Raw genomic sequence first — 16,579 nt, forward strand, 5'->3', positions numbered from 1 at the left:
CTGCGATCCGCGCTAGGCTTGGCCGGCGTTGGCGCCGGGTTGCAACCAGGCCATGCGGGCGCGCAAACGGGCGCCGGTTTTCTCGATGTCCTGCTCCAGATCGGCCCGCAGCAAGGCGTCGTATTGCGGTTTGCCGGCCTGGTTCTCCAGGATCCAGTCGCGGGCGAACTTGCCGGTCTGGATGTCGGTCAGCACTTCGCGCATCCGCGCCTTGGTCTCGTCATTGATGACGCGCGGGCCCGAGACCAGATCGCCGTATTTGGCGGTTTCCGAGATGAAATCATGCATGCGAGAAATGCCGCCCTCATACATCAGGTCCACGATCAGCTTGAGCTCGTGCAGGCATTCAAAGTAAGCGATTTCAGGCTGATAGCCGGCATCCACCAGGGTCTGGTAGCCTGCAGCCACCAGCTCGGACGCGCCGCCGCACAGCACCGCCTGCTCGCCGAACAGATCGGTTTCGGTTTCTTCCGCCAGGGTGGTTTCGATCGCGCCGCCGGCCGTGCCGCCATTGCTCTTGCAATAGGCCAGCGCCTTGTCCCGCGCCTTGCCTGAAGCGTCTTGATGGATGGCGAACAGCGAGGGCACGCCGCGACCGATCTCAAACTCGCGGCGCACCAGATCGCCCGGCCCTTTGGGCGCAACCAGCACCACGTCGATATCGGTGCGCGGGCGGATCTGGCCGTAATGGATCGAGAAACCGTGCGCCACCATTAGCGTATCGCCGGGCGACAGCTGCGCGGCGATATCGCACTCATACACGTCCTTATGGCTCATATCGGGGGTGAGGAGCGCCACGAAGCTGGCTTTCTTGGCGGCTTCGGCGGGTGTGAAAACCTCAAATCCGTCATCCTTGGCGGTCGCTTCGGCCTTGCCGCCCGGGCGTGCGCCGACGATCACCTGCTGGCCGGAATCGCGCAGGTTGCGGGCATGGGCGCGGCCCTGGCTGCCATAGCCGATAATGGCGATGAAGCCGGGCTTCAAAGCGTCTGCGTTCGCGTCGTCGTCGGTGTAGATGCGGGTCATGGCGTTTGGATCTTTCCGTGGCGTTTGAAGCTGGCTCGGGTTTGGCGGTCAGGGTTGAGGCAAAGAAAAACCCCCGCTCCGGTGTGGAGCGGGGGTTTGCTTGGGTCTGAGGTTTTGATCTCCGTCAGACAGGCGCCGCCGCTCCACCGTGGGTGGTAATAAGGAGTACGACGACAAGAAGTACGACCGAGCCGGTCAGCGCAGCGATACGCTGTGCGTCCAGGGTCTGGGTCTGGGTCTTTGCGTCGCGCATGGCGCTGTCTCCCGGTTTCAAAATGCGCCGCTCCCCGGTTTGTCGGGTGAAACGGCACGCGAACAATGACCGGCGATGCGACTGCTTTCGTCTCGCCGGGCTGTGCAAAAACCCTAGTGCGGAAATGCTGCGTTGCGCAACACCAAAATGTCCGAACAACTTGGGAAAAATATTATTCCATATTTATCAGTATTTTAAAGGTCAACTTTCTATTGCCTGGACAAGTTTTGTGGTTTTTACGCCACAGAGGTCCGGTTGACGGAGTGTGGAAAAGCCGGTCAGGGTAAAGTCGATGCTGCGCAGATGCAGCACACTGTGGAGATGACCATGACCCGCCATTCGCAGGTCCAGCTTGATGCCGAAATAACCGTGGCGACCGCCACGATCTCTGGCGCTTGCCTCACCTCCACCGCGCTCACCACCACCATTACCACCATTACCACCACCCTTACTCGAGGGCGGGACGGTACGGGCTGAGCGCGACACACGCGAAACATTCAACCCCACACCAACCCGCTCCCCGAAACCGGCGAGCGGGTTTTTTCATGCTTCAAACCCAACCAGCTCGCGACCCAACGAACGAAAAAGGACTGATCCGATGGATCCCCAGCTTAACGCCTCCTCCGCCTCCAAAGGCCTGTGCGTCCTCAAATTCGGCGGCTCCGTGCTGACCTCGGAAACCGATTACGCCGCCGCCGGCGCAGAGATCTACCGTCATGTCCGGGCGGGAGAGAAAACCATCGTGATCGTCTCGGCGCTCAAAGGGGAGACCGACACGCTGCTGGCCCAGGCCGACGCCAATGGCGGCGACGCCTTCCCCCATATCACCGCGCGGCTGGCGCGATTGGGCGAGTTCCGGTCTGCCGCGCTGATGGGGCTGGCGCTATCGCGGCTGGGCCTGCGCGCCAAAGTGCTCGACCCGCATGAGATCGGGCTGATGGCGGAGGGCGATCCCATGGATTCCAATCTCAGCGAGCTTGACAAGGACGCCATGGCCGCCGCGCTGGACGATGCCGATGCGGTTGTGCTCCCTGGCTTCACCGCGTGCCATGCAGAGCATGGCGCCGCCACGCTGGGCCGGGGCGGCACGGATTTGACGGCGGTGTTTTTCGCCGTCAAAGCCGGCGCAAACCGGGTGCGGCTGATCAAGGATGTGGATGGCGTCTACACCGATGATCCGGCCAAGGATCCCCACGCCCAGCGCTATGACGCGCTTGATTACGATCAGGCGATGGACGCCAGTCGCGGCCTGATCCAGCCCAAGGCCATCGAAGCGGCCAAGGCCGCCAATCTGGTGGTGGAAGTCGCCGCCATGGGCGCCAGCGAAGCCACCCGCATCGCCTCGGGCCCCTCAGTCATCGGTCGCCCGCGCCATCGCGGGCCGATGAAAGTGGCGCTTCTGGGCTGTGGCGCGGTGGGCTCAGGCGTGCTCGACCATGTGCTGAGCCATCCTGAACTCTTTGAACTCAACCCGGTGCTGGTGCGCAATGTGGGATCGCGCGCGGATGACCGCCGCGCGATCTTCACCTCCGATCCGCATTCCGCCCTCGCACGGGATCCCGATCTTGTGGTGGAGATGACCGGCGGCGCCGACGGCCCGGCTGAATTGATGCTGCCGCCCCTGCGCAACGGCCAGCATGTGGTCACCGCCAACAAGGCGGCCGTCGCCAAACATTATGACGCTCTGCATGACGCCGCCCGGAAGGGCGGGGCGCAGCTGATGTTCTCGGCCTCTGTCGGGGGCGGCGTCGTGGTGCTGGAACGCCTCTCCGAATTGAAATCAAAAGGCGTCGTCGCGGTGGAAGGCGTGATGAACGGCACGGGCAATTTCATCCTCGACCAGCTGGGACAGGGCGTCGCATTTGACGAGGCGGTCGCCGCCGCCCAGCGCATGGGCTTCGCCGAAGCCGATCCCAGTGCGGATGTGGATGGCCATGATGCGGCGGACAAGCTGTCCATTCTGATCCGCGAAGCGTTCGGCGTGAACTTGCCGCCTGAAAAGATCGCCAAGCAATCTTTGAGCGAGGTCTCCGCCGAGCAGGCGCAAGAGGCGCTGGCGAACGGGCAGATCTATAAACAAATCGGTCAGTGCAGACTGGGCGCGGGCGGGGTTGTGGATGCGGAAGTTCAGGTCCGCGCCGTCCCCCAAGACCACCCGCTGGCGGGCGCCCGCAATGAGGAGAACCGCTTTCTGCTGACCTTGTCCAATGGCGATGTCTGCACCTTGCAAGGCAAGGGCGCCGGACGTTGGCCGACCGCTGCAGCCGTTTTCGGCGACATGATGGACATCCGACGGGCTTGGGCGTGTGATGGCGCCGCCCCAGCGCACGCATCGTCCGTTCGCTCCCCCCTTCGAGCGGACGATGCGTTGCGCAGCGCCTGACGGAAAGGACCCGTATTTCTCATGACTGCATTCGCGCGCGCCAGCGCCCCGGCCAGCATTGGCAATGTCGGGGTTGGATTTGATGTGTTGGGACAGGCGTTCGACGCTGTCCGGGACGAGGTCGTCGCCCATAAGGAAGAGATGACAGGCGTCCGCTTGGGTCAGGTCTCGGGTCTGATGACGCACCTGCCTGAAGACCCGATGCGCAACACGGCCCTTCGCGCCGCGCAAGCGGTGCTGAAGGCTGTGAACGCGCCCTTCGGCGTGCGTCTCGATGTGATCAAGGGCGTGCCGATCAGCGCTGGCATGGGCGGGTCGGCGGCTAGCGCCGTCGCCGCCGCCGCCGCCGTCAACGCCTTGCTCGACAAACCCTTTTCAACGCCGGACTTGCTGGCCTTCGCCCTGGAAGGCGAGCGCGCCAGCGCGGACCCGCCACCTTGGGACAATGTCATGGCTTCGCTCCTGGGCGGGCTGGTGATCGCCGCGCAACTCGATCCCGCCCTGGTCAAGCCGATGCCCGTTCCCAAAGGCGTCAGCGCCATTCTGTTTCATCCCGACGCCAAGACCGAAACCCAGGCCGCGCGCGATGTCCTCAAACCCGAAACGCCCCTGAACACCGCGGTCGAGCATGCCCGGCGCCTGGGCGCCTTCACGCTGGGCTGCGCGGTTTCAGATCTCGATCTCATTCGCGCAGGGCTTGATGACATACTGATTGAACCCCAGCGCGCCTTCCTGTTGTCGGAAATGCGCAACGTCAAAGCCGCAGCCCTGGAGGCGAACGCTCTTGGATGCTCGTTCTCGGGCTCCGGTCCCTCCATCTTCGCCTGGGCGAGCGATGAAGACGCCGACGCCGTCCAGCAGGCGATGGCGGACGCCTTCAAATCAGCAGGCCGGCAAACGCGCGTCTATCGTGCGCCGCTAGAGAGCGCCGGCGTGCGTCTCGAACCTCACGAGGAACAAGAAGCATGCGCCTGATCTCCACCCGCAACGGCGCCAGCGCCAGCTCCATCTCAGACGCGATCCGCGTGGGATTGGCGGGCGATGGCGGCTTGTTCATCCCCGATACGTTTCCTGAAGGGCAGCTCAGCGGCCTGTCCGTGCAAACCAGCCTGAAAGAAACCGCGCTCACGCTTTTTGCGCCTTTCTTCAAAGGCGATCAGCTGGAAAGCGTTCTGCCCGAGCTCGTTGAAGAGACCTATGATTTTGATGTGCCTCTGGTGAACCCGCATCCGGGGCGGCCGGGCGTGTTCGCGCTGGAGCTGTTTCACGGCCCCACCGGCGCCTTCAAGGATGTGGGCGCGCGCTTTTTGCTACGCTGTCTGGACAAGCTGGGCGATCCAAGCGCCCCCTTCACCGTGCTCGCCGCCACCTCGGGCGATACGGGCGGGGCGGTGGGCTGCGCGGCGGAAGGCCGCAAGGGCGTCCGGGCGGTGATCCTGTACGCCAAGGGCCGCATTTCCGCCTTTCAGGAACGCCAGCTGACCTGCTGGAACGCGCCGGTGACGGCATTGGAAGTCGATGGCGATTTCGACGCCTGCCAGCGCATGGTGAAGGCGGCTTTCGCTGACCGAGCGCTGAGCGAGCGCCACAACCTCACCAGCGCCAATTCCATCAATATCGCCCGGCTCTTGCCCCAGGCGGCCTATATGGCCTGGGCGGCGCGGCAAGCCTATGAAAAGAACGGCGTCAAACCCGGCCTGATCATCCCCACAGGCAATCTCGGCCATGGGGTCGCTGCGATCTGGGCCCGTCATATGGGCGCGCCCTGGGGACCGATCGTTCTGGCGACCAACGCCAATCGCACGCTGGCGGACTGGTCGATCTCGGGCCGGTATGAACCGCGCGCCTCCATCGCCACGCTGGCGAACGCCATGGATGTGGGCGCGCCCAGCAATTTCGAACGCCTGAACGCCTTGCCCGACGATGCGGCGCGCCTGTCGGTAGAGCTGGTGGAGGACCGGGCCATTCGCGCGCGGATCAAGGCTGATTTTGAGCGCTCAGGCTATGTCTGGTGTCCGCATTCGGCGACCGCCGCCGAGGCCTTGTCGCGCATGCGCGAGTTTGACCTGCATGCGCGGCCGTGGGTGATCGCAGCGACCGCCCACCCCTATAAATTCGCGGACGTGGTCGAGCCCCTGATCGGTCAGACCCTTGAACCCTCTGAAGCCCTCGCCGACGTGCTGGGCCGTCCTACGCGATCAGAATCCTGCGGCGCAGACCTCGACGCCTTGCGACATCATTTGAACGCCCTGAATGAAACGGCCTGAATTGACATGACCGATACCAAACGCCCCTCTCACACGCTGATCCAGGGGCCCGCCCGCGCGCCGGCCCGCGCCATGCTCCGCGCCGCCGGCTATGATGATGAACGCATGGCCAAGCCCATGATCGCCATCGTCAACACCTGGACCAGCGTCACCCCGTGCAACATGCACCTTCAGGGCCTGGCCGATCATGCCCGCGCCGGGATTGAAGCGGCGGGCGGCACGGCGGTGGATTTCAACACCATCGTGGTCACTGACGGCATCTCCATGGGCACCGAAGGCATGCGCGCCAGCCTGATGAGCCGCGATTGCGTGGCCGATTCCGCCGAGCTGGCGGTGCGCGGCCATAGCCTGGACGCCGTTCTGTTCCTGGTGGGGTGCGACAAGACCCTGCCGGGCGCGGCCATGGCGGCGGCGCGGATGAACCTGCCCAGCGTCGTGCTCTATGGCGGCTCAATCATGCCCGGACACCTGCACGACAAGGCGGTCACCATTCAGGATGTGTTTGAAGCCGTGGGCGCCTGCGCGGCGGGCAAGATCAGCGAAGAGGAATTGGTCGAGGTCGAAAAAGCCGCCTGTCCCGGCGCGGGCGCCTGCGGGGGCCAGTTCACCGCCAACACCATGGCGCTGGCGCTGTCGGCGCTCGGCCTGTCGCCCATGGGGCTCAATGACATTCCCGCCGTGCACCCCGACAAACCCGAAGCCGCCCGCAAGGCGGGCGAAGCGGTCGTGGATGCGCTGAAGGCGGATCGTCGTCCGCGCGACATCATTACACCGACGAGCCTTAAAAACGCCGCCGCCGCCGTCACCGCCACGGCAGGCTCGACCAACGCTGTGCTGCACCTTCTGGCCATCGCGCGTGAAGCGGGGATCAGCCAGGACCAGTTTGATATCGACATGTTTGACGCCGTCAGCCGCAAAACGCCCGTCATCGCCGACCTCAAGCCCGGCGGACGCTATATGGCGCCCGATATGGCGGCGGCGGGCGGGGCGCGCCTGCTGCTGCAACGCTTGCAGGCCGCGAAGCTGATCGAGGATGCGCCCACCGTCACCGGCAAATCCCTGTTTGAAGAAGCCGGGCTCGCTCAGGAAACGCCGGGCCAGGATGTGATCCTGTCCACGGACAAGCCGCTCAAATCACGCGGCGGGTTTGGCGTGCTCTATGGCGATCTGGCGCCTGAGGGCTGTGTGGCCAAGCTCGCCGGGCATGACCGGCTGTTCTTTGAAGGCCCCGCCAAGGTTTATGACAGCGAGGAAGACTGCTTCGCCGCCGTCAATGCAGGCCAGATCGAAAAGGGCGATATCGTCGTCATCCGAAATGAAGGTCCCGCAGGCGGGCCGGGCATGCGCGAAATGCTGGCCGTCACGGCCGCCATTCAGGGCGCAGGCCTTGGCGATGACGTGGCGCTGATGACCGATGGCCGTTTCTCCGGCGCCACCTATGGCTTCATGGTGGGCCATGTGGCGCCCGAAGCCGCCCATGGCGGGCCGATCGCCTTTATTGAAACCGGCGACGTGATCACCATCGACATTGAAAACCGGCGCATCGATGTGAAAGCCGATCTCAAGGCGCGCATGGCCCAGGGCTTCACCCCGCCCGAACCCAAATACCGCCACGGCGCCTACGCCAAATACGCCAAGCTGGTCCATTCCGCTTCAGACGGCGCCGTGACAAGCTTCCCGTTTGATTAGAGCGAGGATCAGGATTCAGGTTCGTCCAGCGCCTTGATGTGAACGATCACGGCGCGGACCACCTGGTCCTCCCACGCTTCATCATGCTGTTTGAGCATCGCCACATGATGACGCAGGCTGACAAAGCCATGGATCAGCGCCCAGATCTGAAGCGCAGCGTCTCGGGTTTCGGCTTCGCTGTGACGGGGCAGGAAATCCGCCGCCCGCCCAAGCAGGCTCGCAAAAGCGCGCCCCGCCGCCTGACGCGCGGCGTCTGAGGGTGTGAAATCGGGCGCTTGCTCGCCAAAGATCAGCCGGTAATGCGCCTCATGGGCCTGAACGCTGCGCAGATACTGGCGCACCACCGCTTCGATCGCCGCGTCGCGGTCCATGGGCGCTTCCGGCAGAACAGTCGTGGCTTCGACCTGCTCGAACCCTTCAATATACAGCGCATCCAGAATGCCCTGCTTGCCGTCAAAATGGCTGTAAATCCCGATGGTTGACACGCCCGCCTCACGCGCGATCGCCCGCACGCTCAACCCCTTTGAGCCCGCTTGCAAAAACAGCTTAGACGCCGCCTGCATGATCTTGGTTTTCGCATCAGACATGGTTTGAGCCTTGACGGGTCGGGGATTGGCCCTGACAGTCCTATAACACTGTTATGATCAGGCTCAACCCGCATGCTTAAATACTCGGGGGAGCCGTCGCGGGGAGGCGACTCATGGCGATCACATCACTTGAGACTGATTATCTGGTCATTGGCGGCGGCGCCATGGGCCTGGCCTTCACCGATACACTCCTGACTGAAACCGACGCCGACCTGATCATCATCGACCAGAACGCCAAGCCCGGCGGACATTGGAACCATGCCTATCCGTTCGTGACGCTGCACCAGCCGTCGAGCTTTTACGGCGTGTCCTCCAAGGAGCTCAGCCGGGGGCAGCGCGATCAGGTGGGCCTGAACAAGGGGCTGGGTGATCTCGCCAGCGGAAACGAAGTGCTGGCCTATTACGAGCATGTGATGAACCACACCTTCCTGCCCTCGGGCCGGGTGCGGTTCTTCCCGATGTGCCGATGGCGCGGCGACGGACGGTTTGAGCACATCCTCACCGGCGAGGTCTTTAAGGTGACCGTCCGGCGCAAGACGGTAGACGCGACACATCTGAAGACCAGCGTTCCGTCTACTCATACACCCGGCTTTGACGTAACGGCGGACGCCTGGTTCATGCCGCCCAATGACTTGCCGAAAATTTCGCGGACACCGAAAGGCTTTGTGGTCATCGGCGCGGGCAAGACCGCGATCGATTCCTGTCTTTGGCTGCTTGAGCAGGGCGTCGCCCCGGATCTCATCCAGTGGATCATGCCCCGCGACGCCTGGCTGCTGGACCGGCGCAACACCCAGACCGAGCCGGAGTTTTTCTTTGACACGATCGGCGCCCAGGCGCGTCAGTTCGACGCCATCGCCAACTCCACCAGCATTGAAGACATGTTTGATCGGCTGGAAGCGGCGGGATATTTCCTGCGTCTTGACCCCGATGTTCGCCCAGAAATGTTTCACGGCGCGACGGTCTCGCGCATGGAGCTGGAGGCGTTGCGTCATATCAAACGCGTCATCCGCAAAGGCCGGGTGAAGACCATCAGCGCAAATACAATCGTGCTGGATGAGGGCGAAATCGCGATCACCCCCGATCATGTGCTGATCGATTGTTCGGCCCGCGCGGTCAGCAATGACGCCATCGTGCCGGTCTTTCAGGGCGAGAAGATCGTGCTTCAGATGGTGCGCTCCTATCAGCCGGTGTTCAGCGCCGCCTTCATCGCCCATATCGAGGCCGCCTATGAGGATGAAGCCGAGCAGAACCGGCTGTGCGGGGTGGTGCCGCTGCCCAATCACGACACCGATTTCATCCGCTTCACCGCCGCCTTTATGATGAATCAGTACAATTGGAGCCAGATCCCAGAATTGCGCGCCTGGCTGCGGACAAACCGGCTGGACGGGTTCAGCAAACTTGTCAGCGATGTCGACCCTGAAGACACCGAGAAGACCGCGCTTTTACAGGGCATGCGCCAGAGCGCGCCTGCCGCGGTCGCCAAGCTGTTTGAGTATCTCAAACAGCTTGACGAGCCGCAGACTGCGTCGGCCTGAGCCCATACGGGAGTTCCCCGACCGTAAAACCCATTAGGGAGAATTCCGTCTACAAAGCCGATCAGGATTTGTCTCTTTTACCCGAGCTGACCGAAGGCGCTGCGCCTTCACTGCCGCTCGCTGATCCCCAGCGCGCCCCCTCGGAGAGAGACTATGAAAACCTTGATGTCCACCGCTCTGATCGGCCTTGCGCTGGTCGCCACAACCGCCCCGATCGCCCTGGCTGAAGACGAAAACAACGTCACATCCGGTTACACCCTGGCCGGCGCCCCGCTGGGCCTGCACGGCTCTGACCCGGTCGCGCTGATCGAGACCGGCATTCGCCTCGACGGCAGCGCCGAGTTCGCCCACGTCCACGAAGGCGTCGCCTATTACTTCAACACCCGCGCCAATCTGCGCACCTTCCGCCGCAATCCCGACGCTTACATTCCGGCCTATGGTGGCTTCTGCGCGCTGGGCGTGGCCCTGGGCAAGAAACTGGACGGTGATCCGCGCTTCTCCGCCGTGCGCGACGGCCAGCTCTATGTCTTCGTGAACGAGGAAATCCTGCGCAACTTCCTCAATGACGAGGCCGGCACCCTGGCCCGCGCCGAAACCAACTGGGCCGAAATCGAGCATACTGCAGCGTCCGACCTGTAAGGGTCCCCCCCTGCCCTTATCGGACGACGAACGGGCGGTCGCAGCGCGGCCGCCCGTTTGCGCTGACCCCTGTTCAAATCCGCCCGGTCTGGCTAGCCTTCCCCCAAGAGCGCGAAACGCGCCAAGGGGAGACTGACCATGTTGCGAGCGATCACCAGCGCACTGGCGCTGTGCCTGGCCGTGTCCGGCGCACAGGCGCTGGCCCAGGACGAAGCCAGCTTTACTGAAACCGTCGAAGGGCTGAGCCGTCAGGACGGCTTGATCACGCTCTATCCCGACCCCGCCAAGGGCCGGGTGCTCGCCGCGCTCACCCCCTCAGAAGACGGCGTTCTGGGCCGGATGATCTACACCGCGCGCCTGACGTCAGGGTTGGGGTCAAACCCGGTCGGGCTTGACCGGGGCCTTGGGACCGACACCTGGATCCTGCGCTTCAGCCGGGTGGGCGATGCGGTCTTCGCCGAGTTTGAAAATACGCGCTACGCCGCCCTGGGCGCGGGCGCGGATGAAAGCGCCGCCACGGCGCAATCCTTCGCCCGCTCGGTGATCTGGCGCACCGACATCCTGTCTGAAAGCGCGGACGGCGACGTGCTGATCGACCTGTCCGGCTTTCTCACTCGCGACCCCATCGACGCCGTCGGCGCGCTCGACAATGCCGGCCAGGGCTCCTTCTCCGTCGACGCCGACCGCAGCGCGCCCTTGGCCGACAGTGTTCTGAGCTTTCCGGAAAACATTGAAATCGACACGCTTCTGACCCTCTCATCAAGCGAACCCGGCAGAGAAGTGCGCGCCACCGCGCCCTATGCGGAAGCGGTGACCCTGACCGTGCACCACTCTTTCATCGCCTTGCCCGAAGACGGGTATGAAACCCGCGCGTCTGATCCGCGCAGCGGCGCGTTCGAGCTGACGCGCTATGACATGGCGACCCCGCTCGATCAGCCCTTGCAGCGCGGCTATGCCCGGCGTCACCGGCTGGAACGGGTTGATCCGGACGCCGCGTCCGGACCGGTGGTCGAGCCCATCATCTATTATGTGGACCGCGGCGCGCCCGAGCTGATCCAGCAAGCCTTGATCGAAGGCGGCAATTGGTGGGCGGACGCCTTTGAGGCCGCCGGCTTTGAGGACGCCTATCGTGTGGAGCTTTTGCCCGAGGGCGTGCATCCGCTGGATGCGCGCTACAACGTCATCCAATGGGTGCACCGCCAGACCCGCGGCTGGTCCTATGGCGCATCCGTGACTGACCCGCGCACCGGCGAAATCCTGAAAGGCCATGTGATCCTGGGCAGCCAGCGCGTGCGCCATGATCGGCTGATCTTTGAGGGGCTGATGGGCGTCGAACAAACCGGCACCGGCGCGGCGGACGATCCGCTGGAGCTGGCGCTGGCGCGCGTGCGTCAGCTCTCCGCCCATGAGATCGGCCATACGCTGGGGCTGATGCACAATTTCGCCGCCAGCACCAATGATCGCGCCTCGGTGATGGATTATCCCGCGCCGCTGATCCGCTTTGACGACGCCACGGGCTTTGACGCGTCGCAGGCGTATGATGTGGGGATCGGCGAATGGGATATCGCCTCGATCGCCTGGCTTTATAGCCAGTATCCGGACGCCGACGCCGAAGCCGCCGGGCTGGAAGCGATCCTGCAGCAAGCACGCGAAGACGGTCTTCTTTACATCTCCGACCGGCATGCGCGCGGCAATAATGCCGGCCATCCGCTGGCCAATCTGTGGGATAACGGATCAGACCCGGTGGACGCGCTGAATGACACGCTGCTGGTGCGCGCAGCGGCGCTGGACCGCTTCGGCACCGATGTGCTGGCGCAAGGCCTGCCCCTGAGCGAGATCCGCAATGTGTTCCCGCCGATCTATCTCTATCACCGCTATCAGGTGGAGGCCGCCGCCAAAGCGCTGGGCGGGGTGATGTTCGCCTATGAGGTCAACGGCCCGGATGTGTCGGGCGTCACCGATTACGACCCGGCCCGGCAGAGGCGGGCGCTGGACGCGCTGGCGCAAACGCTGGAGCCTTCAAGGCTCGACATTGCAGACGAGACGCTACGGCTGCTCACCCCTTCGCCCTTCACAGATTATGACGCCATCGCCCAGCGCGAACAGTTTGAAACCGACCAGTATCCCGCCTTCAGCCGCGCCAATGCCGCGGCGGCGGCGGGCCGGATCAGTCTGTCGGCCATGTTGGCTCCCGCCCGTCTGGCGCGTCTGGAGGACCAGACCGCCCGCAATCGCGACGGGCTGAGCCCTCAATCAGTTCTGGCCCGGATCGAGCGCGTCCTGTTTGACGCGCCGCGTGACGAACCGACGCGGCTGATACCGCTGCGCGAAGCGCTGCAGGACGAATATGTCAGCCAGCTCCTGCGTGTGGCGGGCGGCTCGACACCTAGCGCCGCACGGCTGGCGCGGACAGCGCTCTCGGAGTTGCAGACGGAGCTCTCCGGACGCCGCGCTCGAGTGAGCGCCAGCCAGGCTATTGCGCTGCGAGCGCAAATCGAGGCCGGGCTGCAGGCGATTGACGAGGGCCGCACCGTGTCCATCCCCAACACAGATATCCCGCCGGGCAGCCCGATCGGGGCGGATGGGTGCTTCCATTGCGATAGCGGGGACCGTCTGGGGTTGAACTAGACCCCAAGGGCCGGGGCGTTTCACCGCGCCCCGGTCTGCGATCTGATGGTGTTTTTGGCGCGCCGGTTTTGGCATAAGGGCGTCATGACCCAGTTTCGCGTCGCCGCGCTTTATAAATTCACGCCGCTCATCGCCGACAAGGCGCTGCAGGGCAAGCTCCTGACCGCCTGCCGCGACCAGGACGTCTACGGCACCTTGCTGATCGCCAGCGAAGGGATCAATGGCACCATTGCCGGATCGCCCGACGCCATCGAGGCCGTTCTGAACGTGATCCGGTCCCTGCCTGGCTGCGCGGATATCGAGCACAAGGACTCCTTCGCCGACGACCAGCCCTTCCTGCGCATGAAAGTGCGGCTGAAAAAGGAAATCGTGACGCTGGGCGTGCCGGGCGTGGACCCTCAGAAAGCCGTCGGCTCCTATGTGGCGCCGGAAGACTGGAATGATCTGATCTCGGCGCCGGACGTGGTCACCATCGACACGCGCAATGATTACGAAGTGCGCATCGGCCAGTTCAAGGGCGCGGTGAACCCAGAAACCACGAGCTTTCGCGAATTCCCCGACTGGTTCAGAAAGTTTCGCGAGACCCGCCCCAATGCGCGGATCGCCATGTATTGCACGGGCGGCATACGCTGTGAGAAATCCACCGCCTTCGCCCTCACTGAAGGGCTCGACGAGGTCTATCACCTCAAGGGCGGCATCCTGAAATATCTCGAGACCGTGCCCGAGGAAGAGAGCCTTTGGGAAGGCGACTGCTTCGTCTTTGACCGCCGGGTCGCCGTGCGCCACGGGCTGGAACTGGGTGATTACACCACCTGCCATGCCTGCCGCGAACCGCTGGGACCGGAAGATCTCAAATCTCCGCTCTTCATCGCCGGCGTCAGCTGTCCGCATTGCCATGACGCCCGCTCTGAAGAGCAGCGCCAGCGCTATGCCGAGCGCCAGCGCCAGGAAGCGCGCGCCGCCGAACGCGGCGAACGCCATGTGGGCGCTGTACTGGATGCTGACGCGGACAATGACTAAAGCCCTGCCCGTTCTCTACTCCTTCCGGCGCTGCCCCTACGCCATGCGGGGACGGATGGCGCTGGACGCCGCGCAGATCCAGGTCGAGCACCGCGAGATTCTGCTGAAAGACAAGCCAGCCGAGATGCTTGAGGCTTCGCCAAAGGGAACAGTGCCGGTGGTGGTGCTCGCCGATGGCCAGGTGATCGAGGAAAGCCTTGATGTGATGCACTGGGCGCTGTCGCAGAACGATCCTGAAAACTGGCGGCCAGGCGACGCTGAGACCCGCACCGAGATCGACGCGCTCATCGCGCGCAATGACGGCGATTTCAAGCATCATCTTGATCGCTATAAATACGCCAATCGCTATGAAGGCGCGGTCTCTGAAGACCATCGCGCCGCCGCCTCTGAGATCGTGGACGATCTTGAGACGCGCCTGAGCAGGTCACCCCAACTGCTTGGCGAGGCGCCCAGCCTGGCCGATTTCGCGATCTTCCCGTTCATCCGGCAATTCGCCAACACCGACCGCGACTGGTTTGACGCCCAGCCCTGGCCGAACCTGCAAGCTTGGTTGGCGGGGCATCTGGCTTCGGAGCGCTTCGCCCGGATCATGGCCAAGCACGACCTGTTCGTCTCGGCCGCTCAAGACTGAAGCGCGCCTCGCCCCTCGTCAGATCAGCAGCCCGCCCTAGCTCTCAGCCCTGACGCGAACAGGACGAGTGCGCCATGTCGCCCGAAGAGATCAGCGAAATCATCGCCCTGGCCTGGGCGGACGATGTGAGCTTTGAGGCCATCGAAAAAGACACCGGGCTCAGCGAGCCGGACGTCATCGCGATCATGCGCCGGTCGCTGAAGCCCTCAAGCTTCCGGCTGTGGCGCAAGCGGGTGTCAGGCCGGGCCAGCAAGCACGCCCGGGTCAAAGCCGCGCGCGACGCCGCGCCTAGAGTTTGATCGTGCCGCGATCGGCCTGCAGGATCAGCTTGCGGTAATCATTGAGATCGCCGTCATATCGGCTGGCCTTGCCGTCATTGACGAGCCAGAGCTGATCGGCGGTGCCTTCGGCGAGATAGACATCGTGGGTGATCAGGATGACGGCGCCCTTATAGTCATTGAGCGCGTAGATCAGCGCTTCGCGGCTGTCGATATCCAGGTGCGAGGTCGGCTCGTCAAGGATCAGTACATGGGGCTTTTCCATCGCCATCAGGCCCAACAGCAGACGCACCTTCTCGCCGCCTGACAGCTTTTCAATATTGGTGCCGACTTTTTCATGGGCGAAGCCCATCGCAGCCGCGGCGGCGCGCTGTTTTGATTCAGGCGAGCCCGCAGGCAGGGCGTCCTGCACGTGCTGGAGCACCGTCTCGCCCGGCCTTAACTCATCCATCTGGTCTTGCGAGAAATAACCGATGCGCAAGGCGCGCGGCGCGGTGCGATCGCCCGCCAGAAGCGGCAGGCGCTCGGCGATGGATTTGACCAAAGTCGTCTTGCCCTGACCATTGGCGCCGACAATGGCGATGCGGTCTTCAGGGTCCAGGCGCAGATCGACACCCTTCAAGATCACCGCCTCTTCGCCATAGCCCACTTTCGCGTCGCGCAATTGCAGCAAGGGCGGAGACAATGTGTCGGCGGAGCTGGGGAAAGAGAAGGGCGTGGTGCGTTCGGCGATCGGAATGCTGATCTCTTGCATCTTCTCAAGCCGCTTCACGCGCGACTGCGCCTGGCTGGCCTTGGAGGCCTTGGCGCCAAAGCGATCGATGAAAGCCTGGAGGTGCGCGCGGTCGGCCTCTTGCTTGGCGCGCTGGCTCTCCAGCAGCGCGGTCTTCGCCGCCCGCAGTTTCAGCCAGGCGTCATAGCCGCCCGGCGACACCGAGAGCTGTTGATGCTCCAGCGCCATCGTATGGGTGACGCAACGGTTCAGCATCTCGCGGTCGTGACTGACGATCAGCACGGTGTGGGGGTATTTCTTGAGATAACTCTCAAGCCAGGCCGCACCTTCCAGATCAAGATAGTTGGTCGGCTCATCCAGCAGCAAGAGGTCAGGTTCTGAGAACAGCACCCCGGCGATGGCGGCGCGCATGCGCCAGCCGCCTGAAAACTCCTTGGTTGATCGATAGAGATCCGCATCGCTGAAGCCCAGCCCCATCAGGACTTCCGCCGCGCGCGATTCCGCTGACCAGGCGTCGATATCGGCCAGCCGCATATGGATCTCGCCGATACGGTCGGGATCGGTTGCGGTCTCCGCTTCCTGCATCAGGGCGTGACGCTCTTCGTCGGTAGCGAGCACCACGTCGAGGATAGTGTCGTCAGACGCCCCGACCTCCTGGGCCACCCAGCCCATGCGCGCGCCCTTGATCAGGCGGATCGCGGAATCGGGCGACGGCTGATCGATCTCCTCGCGGATCAGCTTGAGCAAGGTGGACTTGCCCGTGCCGTTGCGGCCCACCAGGCCGACCTTCCAGCCGCTGGAGATTTGCGCCGAGGCGTTTTCAAACAGCGAGCGGGCGCCGATACGGTAATCGAGATTTGAGATCGTAAGCATGGGGGCGGTGTAACCGTCACAGCGCGCGGCGCAATGA

General features: G+C 63.7%; 14 protein-coding genes. 11 read left to right on the forward strand and 3 right to left on the reverse strand.

Annotated elements, in window-relative coordinates; translation table 11 throughout:
• Positions 1–12: 12 nt before the first annotated feature.
• Positions 13–1,026 carry a ketol-acid reductoisomerase gene (gene ilvC / locus ACQ66J_RS05640; RefSeq protein ID WP_430430824.1) on the reverse strand — a complete coding sequence of 338 codons (1,014 nt, stop codon included), beginning with the start codon at positions 1,024–1,026 and terminating at the stop codon, positions 13–15.
• Positions 1,027–1,606: 580 nt separating this feature from the next.
• Between ilvC and ACQ66J_RS05645 the strand changes: the two genes are divergently transcribed.
• The 5 genes from ACQ66J_RS05645 to ilvD all read left to right on the forward strand — a co-directional run bounded on the left by ACQ66J_RS05645 (position 1,607) and on the right by ilvD (position 7,618).
• Complete coding sequence (locus ACQ66J_RS05645; RefSeq protein WP_430430825.1) at positions 1,607–1,756, forward strand: hypothetical protein; 150 nt, start codon at positions 1,607–1,609, stop codon at positions 1,754–1,756.
• 121 nt (positions 1,757–1,877) lie between these two features.
• Positions 1,878–3,662, forward strand: coding sequence for a homoserine dehydrogenase (locus ACQ66J_RS05650; protein WP_430430826.1), 1,785 nt, complete (start codon positions 1,878–1,880; stop codon positions 3,660–3,662).
• A 21-nt stretch (positions 3,663–3,683) separates the two neighbouring features.
• Entirely contained in the window at positions 3,684–4,637 is a 954-nt protein-coding gene (locus tag ACQ66J_RS05655; protein WP_430430827.1) for a homoserine kinase, read from the forward strand.
• Positions 4,628–5,929, forward strand: coding sequence for a threonine synthase (gene thrC, locus ACQ66J_RS05660; protein WP_430430828.1), 1,302 nt, complete (start codon positions 4,628–4,630; stop codon positions 5,927–5,929). Before ACQ66J_RS05655 ends, thrC begins: the two co-directional genes overlap by 10 nt.
• 6 nt (positions 5,930–5,935) lie before the next feature.
• Positions 5,936–7,618, forward strand: a complete 1,683-nt coding sequence (gene ilvD, locus ACQ66J_RS05665; protein WP_430430829.1) for a dihydroxy-acid dehydratase — start codon at positions 5,936–5,938, stop codon at positions 7,616–7,618.
• 8 nt (positions 7,619–7,626) lie between these two features.
• Here the strand turns inward: ilvD and ACQ66J_RS05670 are convergent, their stop codons facing one another.
• Entirely contained in the window at positions 7,627–8,205 is a 579-nt protein-coding gene (locus tag ACQ66J_RS05670; protein ID WP_430430830.1) for a TetR/AcrR family transcriptional regulator, read from the reverse strand.
• A gap of 113 nt (positions 8,206–8,318) precedes the next feature.
• Between ACQ66J_RS05670 and ACQ66J_RS05675 the strand changes: the two genes are divergently transcribed.
• From ACQ66J_RS05675 to ACQ66J_RS05700, 6 genes are all read left to right on the forward strand, one after another.
• Positions 8,319–9,740 (forward strand): NAD(P)/FAD-dependent oxidoreductase, encoded by a 1,422-nt coding sequence (locus ACQ66J_RS05675; protein WP_430430831.1) that lies wholly within the window; start codon positions 8,319–8,321, stop codon positions 9,738–9,740.
• Between the two features lie 153 nt (positions 9,741–9,893).
• Positions 9,894–10,379 (forward strand): YHS domain-containing (seleno)protein, encoded by a 486-nt coding sequence (locus ACQ66J_RS05680; protein ID WP_430430832.1) that lies wholly within the window; start codon positions 9,894–9,896, stop codon positions 10,377–10,379.
• A 138-nt stretch (positions 10,380–10,517) separates the two neighbouring features.
• A complete protein-coding gene (locus tag ACQ66J_RS05685; RefSeq protein WP_430430833.1) occupies positions 10,518–13,007 on the forward strand; it encodes a zinc-dependent metalloprotease in 2,490 nt (829 codons plus the stop codon).
• A gap of 84 nt (positions 13,008–13,091) precedes the next feature.
• Positions 13,092–14,027, forward strand: a complete 936-nt coding sequence (locus tag ACQ66J_RS05690; RefSeq protein ID WP_430430834.1) for a rhodanese-related sulfurtransferase — start codon at positions 13,092–13,094, stop codon at positions 14,025–14,027.
• Positions 14,020–14,658 (forward strand): glutathione S-transferase, encoded by a 639-nt coding sequence (locus ACQ66J_RS05695; RefSeq protein WP_430430835.1) that lies wholly within the window; start codon positions 14,020–14,022, stop codon positions 14,656–14,658. Before ACQ66J_RS05690 ends, ACQ66J_RS05695 begins: the two co-directional genes overlap by 8 nt.
• Before the next feature lie 74 nt (positions 14,659–14,732).
• Entirely contained in the window at positions 14,733–14,957 is a 225-nt protein-coding gene (locus ACQ66J_RS05700) for a TIGR03643 family protein (RefSeq protein ID WP_430430836.1), read from the forward strand.
• Here ACQ66J_RS05700 and ACQ66J_RS05705 read toward each other — a convergent pair.
• The gene (locus ACQ66J_RS05705; protein WP_430432233.1) at positions 14,947–16,542 is read right to left on the reverse strand and encodes an ABC-F family ATP-binding cassette domain-containing protein; all 1,596 of its coding nucleotides are present in this window, start codon (positions 16,540–16,542) and stop codon (positions 14,947–14,949) included. The genes ACQ66J_RS05700 and ACQ66J_RS05705 overlap by 11 nt on opposite strands.
• Between the last annotated feature and the right edge of the window lie 37 nt (positions 16,543–16,579).

The sequence above is a fragment of the Oceanicaulis sp. genome (genome assembly GCF_965284345.1).
In the GTDB taxonomy this organism is placed as follows: domain Bacteria; phylum Pseudomonadota; class Alphaproteobacteria; order Caulobacterales; family Maricaulaceae; genus Oceanicaulis; species Oceanicaulis alexandrii_A.